This is a genomic window from Stenotrophomonas sp. STK17_22, assembly GCF_051983905.1.
Taxonomy (GTDB): domain Bacteria; phylum Pseudomonadota; class Gammaproteobacteria; order Xanthomonadales; family Xanthomonadaceae; genus Stenotrophomonas; species Stenotrophomonas maltophilia_A.
The window spans coordinates 3,379,464-3,396,501 of sequence record NZ_CP197010.1 but is presented as its reverse complement, the minus strand read 5'-3'; the positions used below and the strand labels follow the sequence as shown (position 1 = coordinate 3,396,501).

General features: G+C 65.6%; 9 protein-coding genes. 3 read left to right on the top strand and 6 right to left on the bottom strand.

All coding sequences use genetic code 11. The features are described 5' to 3' along the window. Positions 1-2 precede the first annotated feature (2 nt). Genes metH through ACSYS9_RS15905 form a run of 3 tightly spaced genes read right to left on the bottom strand, consistent with a single transcriptional unit; the run spans position 3 to position 4,779 of the window. On the bottom strand, positions 3-2,687 hold the full coding sequence (gene metH / locus ACSYS9_RS15915) for a methionine synthase (RefSeq protein ID WP_071227456.1): 2,685 nt from the start codon (positions 2,685-2,687) through the stop codon (positions 3-5). 57 nt (positions 2,688-2,744) lie between these two features. Next, positions 2,745-3,836 (bottom strand): homocysteine S-methyltransferase family protein, encoded by a 1,092-nt coding sequence (locus ACSYS9_RS15910; RefSeq protein ID WP_071227457.1) that lies wholly within the window; start codon positions 3,834-3,836, stop codon positions 2,745-2,747. Between the two features lie 13 nt (positions 3,837-3,849). Next, positions 3,850-4,779 (bottom strand): ArsR/SmtB family transcription factor, encoded by a 930-nt coding sequence (locus ACSYS9_RS15905; RefSeq protein ID WP_032127664.1) that lies wholly within the window; start codon positions 4,777-4,779, stop codon positions 3,850-3,852. A gap of 153 nt (positions 4,780-4,932) precedes the next feature. On the opposite strand from ACSYS9_RS15905, the gene ACSYS9_RS15900 reads away from it, so the two are divergent. Then, positions 4,933-6,081, top strand: a complete 1,149-nt coding sequence (locus ACSYS9_RS15900) for an acyl-CoA dehydrogenase family protein (RefSeq protein ID WP_032127665.1) — start codon at positions 4,933-4,935, stop codon at positions 6,079-6,081. A gap of 155 nt (positions 6,082-6,236) precedes the next feature. Further along, positions 6,237-6,500 carry a hypothetical protein gene (locus ACSYS9_RS15895; RefSeq protein ID WP_080355173.1) on the top strand — a complete coding sequence of 88 codons (264 nt, stop codon included), beginning with the start codon at positions 6,237-6,239 and terminating at the stop codon, positions 6,498-6,500. Between the two features lie 139 nt (positions 6,501-6,639). Here the strand turns inward: ACSYS9_RS15895 and ACSYS9_RS15890 are convergent, their stop codons facing one another. Genes ACSYS9_RS15890 through ACSYS9_RS15880 form a run of 3 tightly spaced genes read right to left on the bottom strand, consistent with a single transcriptional unit; the run spans position 6,640 to position 11,753 of the window. After that, positions 6,640-9,813: a multidrug efflux RND transporter permease subunit gene (locus ACSYS9_RS15890; protein WP_049400218.1), complete on the bottom strand. Its 3,174-nt coding sequence runs from the start codon at positions 9,811-9,813 to the stop codon at positions 6,640-6,642. Between the two features lie 15 nt (positions 9,814-9,828). Next, the gene (locus tag ACSYS9_RS15885; RefSeq protein ID WP_049400216.1) at positions 9,829-11,097 is read right to left on the bottom strand and encodes an efflux RND transporter periplasmic adaptor subunit; all 1,269 of its coding nucleotides are present in this window, start codon (positions 11,095-11,097) and stop codon (positions 9,829-9,831) included. After that, on the bottom strand, positions 11,097-11,753 hold the full coding sequence (locus ACSYS9_RS15880) for a TetR/AcrR family transcriptional regulator (RefSeq protein ID WP_032127669.1): 657 nt from the start codon (positions 11,751-11,753) through the stop codon (positions 11,097-11,099). Before ACSYS9_RS15880 ends, ACSYS9_RS15885 begins: the two co-directional genes overlap by 1 nt. A 250-nt stretch (positions 11,754-12,003) precedes the next feature. Between ACSYS9_RS15880 and ACSYS9_RS15875 the strand changes: the two genes are divergently transcribed. Then, positions 12,004-16,980, top strand: a complete 4,977-nt coding sequence (locus ACSYS9_RS15875) for an NAD-glutamate dehydrogenase (RefSeq protein ID WP_071227458.1) — start codon at positions 12,004-12,006, stop codon at positions 16,978-16,980. The last annotated feature ends 58 nt before the right edge of the window (positions 16,981-17,038 follow it).

The window sequence follows — 17,038 nt, the reverse complement described above, 5'->3', positions numbered from 1 at the left end:
TGTCATTCGGGGTCGTAGTCGAGGTTGGAGGCCAGCCAGCGCTCGGCCTGGGCGCGGTCCACGCCCTTGCGGCGGGCGTAGTCGCTGACCTGCTCGCGGCTGAGGCGGCCGACCACGAAGTACTGGCTCTGCGGATGGCTGAAGTAGTAGCCCGAAACGGCCGCCGTAGGCAGCATCGCAAAGCTCTCGGTCAGTTCCATGCCGGCGTTGGCTTCGGCCTGCAGCAGGTCGAACAGGCGCCGTTTCTCGCTGTGCTCCGGGCATGCCGGGTACCCTGGCGCCGGGCGGATGCCACGGTACTGCTCGTCGATCAGCGCCTCGTTGTCCAGCGTCTCGGCGTGCTCATGGCCCCAGAATTCGGTACGCACGCGCTGGTGCATGCGCTCGGCCAGCGCTTCGGCGAAGCGATCGGCGAGGGCCTTCAGCAGAATCGCGTTGTAGTCATCGTGGTCGGCTTCGAAGCGCGCTACGTGCGCGTCGATGCCGATGCCGGCAGTGACGGCGAAGGCGCCGATCCAATCCTGCTTGCCGCTGTCGGCCGGGGCGATGAAATCGGCCAGGCAGAAATCCGGGCGCTCGGCCGGCTTGTCCACCTGCTGGCGCAGGAAGTGCAGGGTGGTCTCGCCCTGCGGGTGCTGCACGCGCACGTCGTCGCCGATGCTGTTGGCCGGCCACAGGCCGAACACGGCCTTGGCGGTCAGCCATTTCTCATTGACGATGCGCTCGAGCATCGCGCGGGCGTCCCTGTACAGATCGCTGGCCTGGGTGCCGACGATCTCGTCGGTGAGGATGGCCGGAAACTTGCCGGCCAGCTCCCAGGCCTGGAAGAACGGCGTCCAGTCGATGTAGTCGACCAGTTCGGCCAGCGGGTAGTCGTCAAATACGTGCAGGCCGGGCTGGTTCGGTGCCGGCGGCGTGTAGGTGTCCCAGCCGCCCTGGAATTTCTGCCCACGCGCGTGTTCCAGCGAAACCAGGCGCTTGGCATCGCCACGGTTGCGATGGCGCGCGCGGATCTCGGCATAGTCGGCCTCGTTGGCGGCTACGAAGGCCTCGCGCAGGTCACGCGAGATCAGCGACTGGGCCACGCCGACCGCGCGCGAGGCGTCCTTCACCCACACCGTGGGCGCCTTGTAATGTGGGTCGATCTTCAGCGCGGTGTGCGCGCGCGAGGTGGTCGCTCCACCGATCAGCAGCGGCAGGTCGAAGCCCTGGCGCTGCATCTCCCGGGCCACGTGGCTCATCTCTTCCAGTGATGGAGTGATCAGGCCGGACAGGCCGATCAGGTCGGCGTTGTGCTCGCGCGCGGCATCGAGGATCTTCTGCGCCGGCACCATCACGCCAAGGTCGACCACCTCGAAGTTGTTGCAGGCCAGGACTACGCCGACGATGTTCTTGCCGATGTCATGCACATCACCCTTCACCGTGGCCATGATGATCTTGCCGTTGCTCTTGGCGGTGTCGCCACTGCGCGCCTTCTCGGCCTCGATGTAGGGCAGCAGGTAGGCCACGGCCTTCTTCATCACGCGCGCGGATTTCACCACCTGCGGCAGGAACATCTTGCCGGCGCCGAACAGGTCGCCGACCACGTTCATGCCATCCATCAACGGACCTTCGATCACGTCCAGCGGGCGGCTGGACGCCTGCCGGGCCAGTTCGGTGTCTTCTTCCACGAAGGCATCCAGGCCGTGCACCAGCGCGTGCGCCAGGCGCTGCGCCACCGGCTTCTCGCGCCAGGCGAGGTCTTCGGTCTTCGCCGCGCCCTTCTTGCCCTTGTAGCGCTCGGCGATTTCCAGCAGGCGCTCGGTGGCATCGCTGCGGCGGTTGAGGATCACATCCTCCACGCGCTCGCGCAGTTCCGGTTCCAGTTCGTCGTAGATCGGCATGGCGCCGGCGTTGACGATGCCCATGTCCATGCCGGCGGCAATGGCGTGGTACAGGAACACCGAGTGGATGGCCTGGCGCACCGTTTCGTTGCCGCGGAACGAGAACGAGACGTTGGAAACACCGCCGGACACATGGCAGTGCGGCAGCGTCTGCTTGATGATGCGGGTGGCTTCGATGAAGTCCACCGCATAGTTGTCGTGCTCTTCGATGCCGGTGGCGACGGCGAAGATGTTCGGGTCGAAGATGATGTCCTGCGGTGGGAATCCGATCTCGTCGACCAGGATGCGGTAGGCGCGGGTGCAGATCTCGACCTTGCGTGCGCAGGTGTCAGCCTGGCCGCTTTCGTCGAATGCCATCACCACCGCGGCCGCGCCATAGCGCAGGACCTTGCGTGCGTGCTCGCGGAACAGCGCCTCGCCTTCCTTCAGCGAGATCGAATTGACCACGCTCTTGCCCTGCAGGCACTTCAGGCCGGCCTCGATCACGCTCCACTTGGAGGAGTCGACCATCACCGGAATACGGGCGATGTCCGGCTCGGACATGATCAGGTTGAGGTAGCGGGTCATCGCCGCTTCCGAATCGATCAGGCCCTCGTCCATGTTGACGTCGAGGATCTGCGCGCCGCTGGCCACCTGCTGGCGGGCCACGTCCACCGCTTCTTCGTAGCGGCCTTCCTTGATGAGCTTGCGGAACTGCGCACTGCCGGTGACGTTGGTGCGCTCGCCGACGTTGATGAACAGAAGGTCCGGAGTGATGACCAGAGGTTCCAGGCCGGACAGGCGGGTAGGGCGGACAGGCGTCATGGCAGGCGTCAGCTCAACAGCAATAGGGCGGGAAGTGCGGAACGGTGGCGGCGACATTCATGCGGCCTGCTCCTGGATACCGGGCAGGGCGCGCGGCGGCAGCCCGGCCACGGCCTCGGCGATTGCGCGGATATGGTCAGGGGTGGAGCCACAGCAGCCACCGACCAGGTTCAACAGGCCATCCTCGGCGAAACCGCGCAGGGTGCTGGCCATGTCCTCGGGCGTCTCGTCGTACTCGCCGAAGGCATTGGGCAGGCCTGCGTTGGGGTGCGCGCTGACGTAGCAGTCGGCGACCTGCGAAAGGGTTTCCACGTGCGGGCGCATCGCATCGGCACCCAGTGCGCAGTTCAGGCCGATCGACAATGGGCGCGCATGCGCGAGCGACGCGTGGAAGGCCTCGGCGGTCTGCCCGGACAGCGTGCGTCCCGAGGCATCAGTGATGGTGCCGGAGATCATCACGGGCAACCTTGCGCCGCGTGCATCGAAGGCCTCCTCCAGTGCATACAGCGCGGCCTTGGCATTGAGCGTGTCGAAGATGGTCTCGACCATGATGGTGTCGGCGCCGCCGTCGATCAGGCCGTCAATGGCTTCGCGGTACGTGTCGCGAAGCTCGTCGAAGCTGGTGTTGCGGAAGCCCGGATCGTTGACATCGGGACTGATCGAGGCGGTGCGGCTGGTCGGGCCGATCACCCCGATCACGAAGCGTGGCTTGCCTGGTGTGGTTGCGGCTACCGTATCGCAGCAGGCGCGTGCCACCGCTGCGCCAGCCTTGTTCAATTCGTACACCAGGTGTTCGAGGTGGTAGTCGGCCTGGCTGACCGACGTGGCGTTGAACGTGTTGGTCTCGACCAGATCCGCGCCCGCTTCGAGGTAGGCGGTATGGATGTCGGCGACGATCTGCGGCCGGGTCAGCAGCAGCAGATCGTTGTTGCCCTTCAGGTCATGCCCTTCCTGCACGGCGTGGTCGCAAGCGGGGCCATGCACATGATCGTAGCCACCGGCGAAGCGCTCGCCGCGGTAGTCGTCTTCCTGCAGGCCATGGCGCTGGATCATGGTGCCCATCGCGCCGTCGATGATCAGGATCCGCTCGCGCAGGGCGTCGAGCAGGGCGTTGGCACGATCAGGATGCAACCAGGGCAGGGCAGGCATGGCGATCTCGGGCTCAGGGCTTGTTGGCGATCAGTGAAATCACTTCGAAGTGCGGCGGACGCTTTTCGCGGGTGACCGTCTCCAGGCTGGATACCTGCAGGCCGGCCTTGTCGACGAACCTGCGCAGCTCCTTGTCGCTGAAGCCGAGGTTGACGTGGCCGTAGGCCTCCACCGCCGCCTTGTGCTCGTGGCGGGCCAGGCTGCACAGCAGCAGGCGGCCGCCGGAGCGCAGCACGCGCGCGGCTTCGGTCACCGCCTGCGCCGGTTTGCTGGCGTAGGTCAGCGCATGCATCAGCACCACCAGGTCGAAGCTGCCGTCCTTGAACGGCAGCGCATGCATGTCGCCCTCGCGCACTTCCACATTGGGCAGGCGGCGCAGGCGCTCGCTGGCGGCGGCAACCACGCGCGCGCTGGTATCGATGCAGATGTAGCGCTTGGCATGCGGGGCGACGAGTTCGGCCAGCACGCCGTCACCGGAGGCGATGTCCAGCACGTCGCCGGTCTCCAGCAGCGGCAACGCGGTACGCGCGAGGGCTTCCCAGGTGCGGCCGGGAGAATAGTGGCGCTCCATGTCGCCGGCCACGCTGTCGGCCCAGTTCTGGTCGGAGGCACGGTGGGCCAGCACGGCGGCGACACGTTCAGCGTCCTGCCGCAGCAAGGGGTCGTCGCTTCCATTGCTCAAGGCATGCCACAATGCACGCTGCGCCGGGTCCAGCTGGGCCTCGTCGAAGCGGTAATAGGCCGACACGCCCGCACGGCGGTCGCGGACCAGGCCGGCTTCCTTCAGGCGCGCCAGGTGGGTGGATACCCGTGGCTGTGCCAGCCGGGTGATCGCCGACAGTTCGGCCACGGTCAGTTCCTCCTGCTCCAGCAGCGCCAGCAGGCGCACGCGGGTGGCATCGGCGAACACCTTGAGGCGGGTCGACCAGTCTTCCAGATCCATAAATATCTACCTATCGCGATATAGAGATATATTCGCTGAGAACGCCTGCCGCGGTCAAGTCGCTGGCGTACGGAAACTGGCGGGCCCCGGTACAATCGAGGCACCTGGGCGCGCGGTGCGCGGCCCATAACTTCATGTACCCGGGAGGGTGTTGTGGATTTCAGCTTTACTGAAGAGCAGTTGATGCTGCAGGACGTGGCGCGGCGCATCGCGCAGGAAAAGATCGCCCCCAGCGCGGAGCACCATGACCGCACCGGCGAGTTCCCGCTGGACAACATCCGCCTGCTGGGCGAAAACGGCCTGATGGGCATCGAAGTGCCGACCGAATACGGTGGCGCGGGCATGGACCCGGTGGCGTACGTGTTGGCGATGGTGGAGGTCGCCGCCGCCGACGCAGCCCATTCGACCATCATGTCGGTCAACAACTCGCTGTTCTGCAACGGCATCCTCACCCACGGTACCGAGGAACAGAAGCAGACCTACGTGCGTGCCATCGCCGAAGGCGAGGCCATCGGCGCGTTCGCGCTGACCGAGCCGCAGTCCGGTTCGGACGCCACCGCCATGCGCTGCCGTGCAGTGAAGCAGGCCGATGGCACCTTCGTCATCAACGGCAAGAAGAGCTGGATCACCTCCGGCCCGGTGGCCAAGTACATCGTGCTGTTCGCAATGAGCGAGCCGGAAAAGGGCGCGCGCGGCATCACCGCCTTCATCATCGATACCGACAAGGCGGGCTTCGGTCGCGGCAAGACGGAGCCGAAGCTCGGCATCCGCGCTTCGGCCACCTGCGAGATCGAGTTCAACGACTACGTGGCGCAGGCTGAAGACGTGCTGGGCCAGGAAGGCGAGGGCTTCAAGATCGCCATGAGCGTGCTCGATGCTGGCCGCATCGGTATCGCCTCGCAGGCCATCGGCATCGCCCGTGCCGCCTATGAAGCGACCCTGGAGTACGTGAAGGAGCGCAAGGCGTTCGGCGCGGCCATTGGTACCTTCCAGATGACCCAGGCCAAGATCGCCGACATGAAGTGCAAGCTGGACGCAGCGCTGCTGCTGACCCTGCGCGCGGCGTGGGTGAAGGGCCAAGGCAAGCGCTTCAGCACCGAAGCGGCGGTGGCCAAGCTGACGGCCTCGGAAGCGGCGATGTGGATCACCCATCAGGCCGTGCAGATTCATGGCGGCATGGGATACTCGAAGGAAATGCCGCTGGAGCGCTACTTCCGTGATGCCAAGATCACCGAGATCTACGAGGGCACCTCGGAAATCCAGCGCCTGGTGATCGCCCGCAACGAGACCGGGCTGCGCTGAGTTCGACCGGCCGCGCCGCTGCAACGGCGGCGCGGCCAGTAGATCCACGCCATGCGTGGATACACGGTCTTCTTGGCCGAGCGATACCCGATCTGGTCCAATGCAAGCCGGTTTTTACGCGGTCTGCAAAGATGATCTATCGAGGTTGGGGATTCATGACGCTGGTGACGCCGATTGCAGCCATCCTGCTGCTGGCGTACTTCTTTCCGCATGAAGGCTCCAGGGGCAACACGCCGCTGCCCCAGGTTCTGTTGGGTGCAGGCATCGGCGCAGCGGTGAACGTATTGCTGGGTTTGTGGCTCAACCGTGCGCCCCGGCAGAAGGGTATGGCTGCACCCCATCATTTCTTCTTTGTGCCGATGCAATGGGCTGCATTGGCTCTCGTGGTGGTATGCGTGGTGGTTGCGCTGCTGCGCTGAGACGCCGGCTTGGCATGCGCCAACCTTGGTTGGCATGGATCCAGCGGCGCCAACCAAGGTTGGCGACTACCGGCTTCATGGCACGAATGAAAAGGCCCCGGATCGCTCCGGGGCCTTTTCGTTTCAACTCACTACCGGATCAACGATCCGGACGATGCGCGGCTTCCGCGTCACGCTGGCGCTCCATGAATTCCTTGGAGGACTCATCCAGCTTGTCACCCAGCATGCGGCGCACGACCACGAAGAACACCGGGATCATCAGCAGGCCGAGCAGGGTGGCGAACAGCATGCCGCCGATCACGCCGGTACCGATGGCGTGGCGGGAATTGGCGCCGGCGCCGGTGGAGATCGCCATCGGGATCACGCCCATGATGAACGCGAACGAGGTCATCAGGATCGGTCGGAAACGCAGGCGTGCCGCCTCGATGGTGGCATCGCGCAGGGTCTTGCCTGCTGCGCGCTGCTCCACCGCGAACTCCACGATCAGGATCGCGTTCTTGGCGGCCAGGCCGATCACGGTGATCAGGCCGATCTTGAAGAACAGATCGTTCGGCAGGCCACGCAGCATCGACAGGCCGAGGGCGCCAAGCACGCCCAGCGGCACCACCAGTAGCACTGCCACCGGGATCGACCAGCTTTCATACAACGCGGCCAGGCACAGGAACACCACCACGATCGACAGCACCAGCAGCAGCGTCGCCGCGTTGCCGGCCAGGATTTCCTGGTAGGACATGCCCGACCAGTCGTAGCCGAAGCCGGCCGGCAGATCGTCGTTGACGATGCCTTCCATGGTCTGCATCGCCTCACCCGAGCTGGTGCCCGGTGCCTGCGAGCCGACGATGTTGATCGCCGAGTAGCCGTTGTAGCGGCTCAGCGACGGCGGTGCCGACACCCATTCGGACTTGACCACCGTATTGAGCGGGATCATCGCATTGGTGCCGTCGGCATTCGTGGTCAGGCTGGACGGGCTGTAGAAGCTCTTCAGCGACTCCTGGCCGGTGCGGTACGGACCATCGGCCTGCATGGTCACGCGCTTGATGCGGCCTTCGTAGAAGAAGTCGTTCACGTACACCGGGGCCAGCATCAGCTGGATGGTGCTGTACACGTCCGACACCGACATGCCCATCGACTGCGCCTGCACGCGGTCGACATGCAGCTGCAGCTGCGGGGCGTTTTCCAGGCCGTTCGGGCGTACGCCCACCAGATGATCGGGCTTCTGCGCAGCCTGGCCAAGCAGGATGTTGCGCGCCTGGGTCAGCTGCTCGTAGCCGGCACCGCTGCGGTCCTGCAGCCACATGTCGAAGCCGCCGAACTGGCCGAGGCCCTGCACGGTGGGCAGGTTGACCACGAAGATCTGCGCTTCCTTGATGCCGTAGAACGCGCCGTTCATGTTCTGGATGAACTCGGGCGCGGTGAACTTGCGTTCCTCCCATGGCTTCAGGCGGATGAAGCCCATGCCCACGTTCTCGCCGGAACCGACGAAGCTGAAACCGGCCACCTGCAGCATGCCTTCATAGCCATCCTGCTTTTCCAGGATGCCACGCATCTGCGCGAACACTTCGTTGGTCTGGCCCTTGGTCGAGCCCGGCGGCAACTGCACGATCGCCAGCGCATAGCCCTGGTCTTCTTCCGGCAGGAAGCTGCCCGGCATGCGGGTGAACAGGAAGCCGCACAGTGCGGTCAGCACCACGAACAGGATCATCCAGCGCGGTGCATGGCGCACCGCCGAAGTGATGTGCCCCACATAGGTATGGCTGATCTTGTCGTAGTACTTGTTGAAGGTGCGGTAGATGATGTTCGGGTTGTCGTTGTGCGTCGGCTTGAGGAAGGTCGCGCACAGCGCCGGGGTGAAGCCCAGAGCCAGGAACGCCGAGAACGCCATCGAGATGGCGATGGTCAGCGCGAACTGCTTGTAGATTTCACCGGCGGCGCCGCCCTGCAGGGCGGACGGGATGAACACCGCGGCCAGTACGACGGTGATCGCCACCACCGCGCCGGTGATCTGGGTCATCGCCTTCTGCGTGGCCGGCTTCGGCGCCAGGCCTTCCTCGGTCATGATGCGTTCGACGTTCTCGATCACCACGATCGCGTCATCGACCACGATGCCGATCGCCAGCACCATCGCGAACAGGGTCAGCTGGTTGATCGTGAAGCCGATCATCCACATGCCCAGGAAGGTGCCGAGCAGGGCCACCGGGATGACCAGGGTCGGGATCAGGGTGGCGCGGAAGTTCTGCAGGAAGATCAGCATCACCAGGAACACCAGGAACACTGCTTCAAACAGTGTCTTGACCACTTCCTGGATGGAGATCTTGACGAAGGTGGTGCTGTCGTACGGCGAGAACCAGGTCACCCCGGACGGGAAGCTGGGCTGCAGCTCGTCCATCTTGGCGCGCACCGCATCGGCCACGTTCAGGGCGTTGGCGCCCGGCAGCAGCTGGATGGCGAAGGCACCGGTCGGCTTGCCGTTGTACTGGGTGTCGAAACCGTAGTTGTTGGCACCGAAGGCAACGCGGGCGATGTCCTTCATCAGCACCCGCGAACCGTCCGGATTTGCCCGCAGGATGATGTTCTCGAACTCCTGCGGCGAGCTGAAGCGGCCCTCGGCCGAGACCGTGGCGGTGAAGTGCTGGCCTTCCGGCGACGGGTCCGAACCCAGCGCACCGGCGGCGAACTGCACGTTCTGCGCGCGCACCGCCGCCAGCACCTGGCTGGCCGACAGGCCATAACCCTGCATCTTCTCCGGGTTGAGCCAGATGTTCATGGCGTACTCGGAACCGAACTGCTGGGTGCTGCCGACGCCGGGAATACGCGAGACCTGGTCGAGCACGCGCGAGCCGACGATGTCGTTCAGGGCATCACGGTTGATGGCCGGCGTATCGGACTGCAGCGCGATCACCATCAGGAAGCCGGCGTTGGCCTTGGCCACCACCACGCCCTGCTGGGTCACTTCCGAAGGCAGGCGTGGCGTGGCCAGCGAGACCTTGTTCTGCACCTGCACCTGGGCGATGTCCGGATCGGTACCGGTCTCGAAGGTCAGGGTGATCTGCGCGCGGCCGTTGGAAGCGGACGATGAGCTGAAGTACAGCAGGTGATCGATACCGGTCAGCTGCTGCTCGATCACCTGGGTGACCGACTTCTCCGTGGTGTCCGCACTGGCACCCGGGTAGGTCGCCGAGACGGTGACCTGCGGCGGGGCGATGTTGGGATAGGACTCCACACCCAGGTTGAGGATCGCGATCACGCCGCTGAGCGAGATCAGGATCGCAACCACCCAGGCGAAGACTGGATGTTCGATGAAAAATTTAGGCATGACGGAAGGTTCCCGTTACTGCTTGTTCGAATCGGTGGCGGCCGGCTTGGCCGCATCGGCCTGCTCGGGCTTGGCCGCGTCGGCCGGTGCCTTGCCTGCGGCCGGTGCTGCGCCCGCCGGAGCGGCGCCGCCTGCGGCAGGCTTGCCGTTGGCGTCCTGCCCCGGGGTCCACGGCTTGGCCACCGCCGGCGCACCTTCCTTGACCTTCTGCACGCCGGCCACGATCACCTTGTCACCGGCGGCCAGGCCGTCGCTGACCAGCCAGTTGCCGTTCTGCGCGCCATCGGTCTTCACGTTCTTGCGCACCACCTTGCCGTCGGCACCGACCACCATCACGTAGCCGCCGGTGGTGTCGCGCAGCAGCGCCTGCTGCGGCACCAGGTAGGCGTTGTTGCGCTCGCCGAGGTTGGCCTGGAAGCTGACGAAGGCGCCGGGCAGCAGGATCTGCTGCGGGTTCGGCAGCAGCGCGCGCAGCGACACCGCGCCGGTGGCCGGGTCGACCGTGGTCGAGGAGAAGTCCAGCGTGCCCGGCTCGCTGTAGGTGCTGCCGTCGGCCAGCTTGACGTTGACCGTGGCCTTGCCGTCGCCGGACAGCGCCAGCGCGCCCTTGGCCTGCTGCGCGCGCAGCTGGGTCAGCTCGTCCACGCTCAGCGAGAAGTTGACGTACAGCGGGTCGAGCTGGTCAACGGTGGTCAGCAGGGTCACATCGCCCTGGCCGACCAGCGCACCTTCGGTGACCTGCTGCTTGTTGGCCACGCCGCTGATCGGTGCGGTCACTTCGGTGTAGCCCAGGTTGATGCGCGAGGAGGTCACCGATGCTTCGGCCTGCTTGACCGCGGCCAGCGCGGTGCGCTCGGCCGATTCGGCATTGTCCAGGTCGGCCTTGGAGACGAACTGCTGCGGGGCCAGCGAACGTGCGCGGTCGGCGGCGACCTTGGCATTGGCGTAGGTCGCGCGGGCCGAGGCCAGCTGTGCCTCGGAGGCGTTGAGCGAAGCACGCAGCGGCGCCGGGTCGATCAGGAACAGGGGCTGGCCCTGCTTGACCTGCGAGCCTTCCTGGTAGACGCGCTTGAGCAGTACGCCCGGCACGCGCGCGCGGACGTCGGCGCTGCGGAACGGCGACAGGCGGCCGACCAGCTCACGCTGCAGCGGCAGGGTCTGCGGCTTGGCGTCGATCACGCCCACCTCCGGCGGCGGGGGCGTCTGCTGTTCCGGCTTCTTGCAGGCAGCCAGCGCGACAGCAACGGCGCACGTCAAGGCAAGGGTGCGGAGTGGGGCGGTCATCAGGAGGAACTCCGGGGTTGGTTTGAAGACGGGGCCGCCGACGGCTGAGGCGCGAAGGCGCGCAGGAAGCTGTCGACGGAGAACTCTGCCCAGCGCCGACGCAGCTGCGCGTCATCACGATGGGGGGTATGGAAACGCTGTTTGTCGAAATCCTGACCGGCGATCATGCTCAGCAGCAGTTCGGCCATGAAGTGCGGGTCGTCATGCCGGAGCTGGCCACGCATGCAAACGGTTTCAATCCATTCAGCAAGATGAAGCGTCAGCGCGCCGGCGCCATGCCGGTACAGCGTACGCGCCTCTTCGGGAAACTGGGCCGCGTCGGCGGCGATCAGCCGACAGGCCTGCCCTACGTGCGGTTGGTTGAAATGCTCCAGGAAGTCGGTGGCGAACTGGAGCAGGCTGGCACGCAGGTCGTCAGTGCGGAGTGCACGAACCATGGCTCCGGTAGCGTGGCCGACATGGCGCTGCATCACCCGGCGCAGCAGTTCCTGCTTGTTGCCGTAGCGCGAGTACAGGGTCTGCTTGGAGCAGCCGGCATGCTGGGCCACCGCGTCCATGCTCATCTGCATGCCCTGCTGGGCCAGCAGCTCGCGCACGGCATCGAACACGCGCTCATCGCGTGCGTCGAGGGCAACGGGGAGGTAGGCCGGGTTCACGCGGTGGACTATACCGTCCAGTTCAGGATTGTGGAATCGAATCGGCGTCGCCGCGTGTGTCTTCCGGTAACACGCTTTGCCCATCCTGTCGGCAGTGCTGAAGCGCGCGCCAGCACCATACCGGTGCGAACTGAATAGGCGTCTAAACCGCAGCAAACCCGAATCTGGTTATTCCGTCCTGCAGCAAGGCCTTTTCGTGCGGTAGGGCTACAATTTCATTTTCCCAACTGAGCAAGCGCATCGCTCTGCCATGAAACCGCAAAAAACCGCAGCCAAGACCGTGAAAAACAAGACCAAACCAGCAGAGTCGGAGGTCGCAGTGACCGCTGGTTTCTCCCTGGAGCCGGTGTACACGGCATTGCGCAAGCGTTACCCCGCGGCCGCACAGGCCGAAGCGGTGGCCTTCGCCACTGACTTCTACAAGCGCATGGAGTCGGACGAGTTCCCGCACCACAGCGCTGAAGAGTGGGCCGCGCTCGCGGCTGAGACGCTGGAATTCGCCCGTGCCCGCAAGGCCGGCAAGGCCAACGTCCGCGTGTTCAATCCGACCGCGAAGGCCAACGGTTGGGAATCGCCGCACACCGTGCTGCAGATCGTCAACGACGACATGCCGTTCCTGGTCGACACCGTCACCATGTCGCTGGCCGAGCAGGGCGTGGGCGTCCACGTGCTGGGCCACCCGGTGCTGCGCTTCACCCGCGACAAGGCCGGCAAGCTGGTCAAGGTCGGCGAGGGTGATGCCGAGTCGGTGATGCTGCTGGAGATCGACCGCCAGCCGGCCGAAGCCATGGCCGCCATCGAACAGGCCATCAACAAGGCGCTGGACGAAGTGCGCGCGATCGTGCGCGACTGGCAGCCGATGAAGGACAAGGCGCTGGCGCTGGCCGACGACCTGGGCAGCCGCCAGCTGCCGGTCGACGACGCGTCGCGCAAGGAAGCACAGGAATTCCTGCGCTGGGCCGCCGACAACCACTTCACCTTCTTCGGCTACCGCGAGTACCGCGTCGAGAAGCAGGGCAAGGAAGAGGTGCTGGCGCCGCTGAACGACACCGGCCTGGGCCTGATGCGCGGCAAGGACAAGTCCGCCGCACGTCCGGTCAAGACCCTGGCCGCGCAGGGCCTGAACACCACGTCCGGGCTGAAGGACGCGCTGATCCTGACCAAGACCAATGCCCGTTCGCGCGTGCACCGCGCCGGCTACATGGACTACATCGGCGTGCTGGAATTCGACGCCAAGGGCAAGATCATCGGCGAGCAGCGCTTCCTCGGCCTGTTCACTTCCAGTGCCTACAACCGTCGCCCGTGGGAAATCCCGCTGGTGCGCCAGCGCCACGAGCACGTGATGAAGCAGTCGGGCCTGGCCTCGGCCAGCCACAGCGGCAAGGCCCTGCGCCACATCCTGGAAACCCTGCCGCGCGAAGAACTGTTCCAGTCCAGCGAGGACGAACTGTTCCGCACTGCGATGGGCGTGCTGGGCCTGCAGGAGCGCGTGCGCAGCCGCCTGTTCCTGCGCCGCGACAAGTACAGTCGTTTCATCTCCGCGCTGGTCTACCTGCCGCGTGAGCGCTTCAACACCGACGTGCGCCTGCGCATCGAAGCGATGCTGAAGGACGCGCTGCACGGCGAGTACGTGGACAGCTCGGTGGTGCTGGGCGAATCGCCGCTGGCCCAGGTGCACCTGATCGTGCGCCCGAAGCCGGGCGAAATGCTGGACGTCGATACCGCCGAACTGGAGCAGAAGCTGGCCCAGGTGCTGCGCAACTGGCAGGACGACCTGCGCGAAGCGCTGGTGACCCGCCACGGCGAAACCGAAGGCCTGCGCATCGCTGCCCGCATCGGCAAGGCACTGCCGGCTGGCTACATCGAAGACAACAGCACCGCCGTTGCCGCCAACGATGTCAGCCAGCTCGATGCCCTGACCGGCCCGGACGACCTGCGCCTGAGCCTGCAGGCCGTGCCGCGCGAAAGCGGCGATGGCCTGCGCCTGAAGCTGTATCGCCAGCTGGACGACATTCCGCTGTCGGACGCGCTGCCGATGATGGAAAACATGGGCCTGCGCGTGATCGCCGAGCGCCCGTACCGCCTGTCGGTCGACAACGCGCCGGTGTACGTGCAGGACTTCGAGGTCGAGTCGACCGCCGGCGCGATCGATGCCGCCAGCGTCGATGAAGCCTTCGGCGAGACCTTCGCCCGCGTCTGGCACGGCGATGCCGAGAACGACGGCTTCAACCGCCTGGTGCTGGCTGCCGGCCTGCACTGGCGCCAGGTCGCCATGCTGCGTGGCTACTGCAAGTACCTGCTGCAGACCGGCGTGCCGTTCTCGCAGGCCTACGTGGAAGGCACCTTCGCGCGCTACCCGCTGCTGGCCCGCCTGCTGGTCGAGCTGTTCGAAGCCCGCTTCGATCCGGCTACCGGCCATGAGAGCAAGGACGATATCGCCGCCGGCCAGGCCCAGCTGAAGGCCCACTTCGATGTGCTGGCTGCTGGCGACGACGCCACCCTGAAGGTGCTCAAGACCGTGGTCGACGCCCGCAAGGGTGACCGCGATGCGCAGATGCAGGCCGCGCGCGATGCGCTGCTGAAGCTGATGGACCGCGTGTCCAGCCTGGACGAGGACCGCATCCTGCGCTCGTTCATGGGCGTGATCGACGCGACCCTGCGTACCAGCTACTACCAGACCGATGCCAACGGCCAGCACGGCCATGTCATCAGCTTCAAGTTCGATTCGGCGCTGGTGCCGGACCTGCCGAAGCCGCGCCCGTACCGCGAAATCTTCGTCTACGGCCCGCGCGTGGAAGGTACCCACCTGCGCTTCGGCGCGGTCGCCCGTGGTGGCCTGCGCTGGTCGGACCGTCGCGAAGACTTCCGTACCGAAGTGCTGGGCCTGGTCAAGGCGCAGATGGTCAAGAACACCGTCATCGTGCCGGTTGGCGCGAAGGGCGGCTTCTTCGCCAAGACCCCGCCGGTGAACGGCGACCGCGACGCGATCTTCGCCAACGGCGTGGCCTGCTACAAGCTGTTCATCCAGGGCCTGCTGGACATCACCGACAACATCGTCAACAACAAGATCGTGCCGCCGGTGGATGTCGTGCGCCACGACATGGACGATCCGTACCTGGTGGTGGCTGCCGACAAGGGCACCGCGACCTTCTCCGACATTGCCAACGGCCTGGCCATCGCGCACGGCTTCTGGATGGGCGATGCGTTCGCCTCCGGTGGTTCGGTCGGTTACGACCACAAGGGCATGGGCATCACCGCACGCGGTGCGTGGGAGTCGGTCAAGCGTCACTTCCGTGCGCTGGGCCGTGACAGCCAGAGCCAGGACTTCACCGCGGTCGGCGTCGGCGACATGTCCGGCGACGTGTTCGGCAACGGCATGCTGCTGTCGCGCCACATCCGCCTGGTCGCTGCGTTCGATCACCGCCACATCTTCCTGGACCCGAACCCGGATGCAGCCACCACGTTCGTCGAACGTGAGCGCCTGTTCACCGTGCCGCGTTCGAGCTGGGCGGACTACGATGCCAAGCTGATCAGCAAGGGCGGCGGCGTGTACCCGCGCAGCCTGAAGTCGATCGAGATCACCCCTCAGGTGCGTGAAGTGCTGGGCCTGGACGAGAACGTCAAGGCGCTGTCGCCGAACGACCTGATGAGCGCGATCCTGAAGGCACCGGTCGACCTGCTGTGGAACGGCGGCATCGGTACCTACGTCAAGGCCGCCAGCGAGCAGCACAGCGATGTCGGCGACCGCGCCAACAACGCGCTGCGCGTGAACGGTGGCGAGCTGCGCTGCAAGGTGGTGGGCGAGGGCGGCAACCTGGGCATGACCCAGCTGGGCCGCATCGAAGCTGCCCAGGCCGGCGTGCTGCTCAACACCGACTTCATCGACAACTCGGCCGGTGTCGACACCTCCGACCATGAAGTCAACATCAAGATCCTGCTCAACGATGTGGTGCGGGCCAAGAAGTTGACCGTCGAGCAGCGCAACAAGCTGTTGGCCTCGATGACCGATGAAGTCGCCGAGCTGGTGCTCAACGACAACTACCGCCAGAACCAGGCGCTGAGCCTGATGGAGCGGATGGCAGTCAAGCGCCTGGGTTCCAAGCAGCACTTCATCCGTACCCTGGAGCAGCAGGGCCTGCTTGATCGCCAGATCGAGTTCCTGCCGTCCGATGCCGAGCTGTCGCAGCGCAAGGCACGCGGCCAGGGCCTGACCCGTCCGGAGCTGTCGGTGCTGCTGTCCTACTCCAAGCTGGTGGCGTTCGCCCAGCTGCTGGATTCGGACATTCCGGAAGATCCGTACCTGTCCAAGGAGCTGCAGCGCTACTTCCCGACCCCGCTGCAGAAGAAGTACGCCGACGCGATGGAGCGTCACCGCCTGAAGCGCGAAATCATCGCCACGGCCGTGACCAACCAGACCATCAACCGCATGGGCGCCACCTTCCTGATGCGCATGCAGGAAGACACCGGCCGTTCCATCGCCGAGGTCGCCAAGGCCTACACCATCAGCCGTGAAACGCTGGATGCACGCGCGCTGTGGGCGCAGATCGATGCCCTCGACGGCAAGGTGCCGGAGTCGGTGCAGATCGACGCACTGGAAGTGATCTGGAAGCTGCAGCGCTCGTTCGTGCGCTGGCTGCTGTCGCGCCCGGGCGCGATGCCGGGCATCACCGAAGCGGTCAACCGCTACCAGGGTCCGTTCAACGACATCCGCGTTGCCTCGGGTGTGCTGCCGGATTCGCAGCGTCCGACCTATGAAGCCCTGGTGGCCGAGTGGAAGGAAAAGGGCCTGCCGTCCGCGCTGGCCCAGCAGCTGGCCGAACTGCACTTCCTGGAGCCGGCGTTCGACATCATCGAACTGGCCCGTACCCGCAAGCTGAAGCCGGTGGACGTGTCCAAGGTCCACTTCCGCCTGGGCGATGCCCTGCAGCTGCCGTGGCTGTTCGAGCAGGTCGATGCGCTGGAGGTCAACGGCCGTTGGCACGCCGTGGCACGTGGCGTGCTGCGCGACGAGCTGGCCGCCAACCACCGCAACCTGGCGGGCCAGGTGCTGGGCACCAAGGGTGGTAGTGCCGAAGCCAAGGTGGCCGCATGGATGGGCCGCGATGACAACAGCCTGCGCTTCACCCTGGCGATGCTGGCCGAACTGGCCGAGCAGAAGACCCTGGACTACCCGACCGTCTCGGTCGCGGTGCAGCGCCTGGGCCAGCTCGCTGCCCACGGCGCATAAGTGGAGTGGTGCCAGGCGATGCCTGGCTTGAGTGAAACGGAACGGCCCCGCGAAAGCG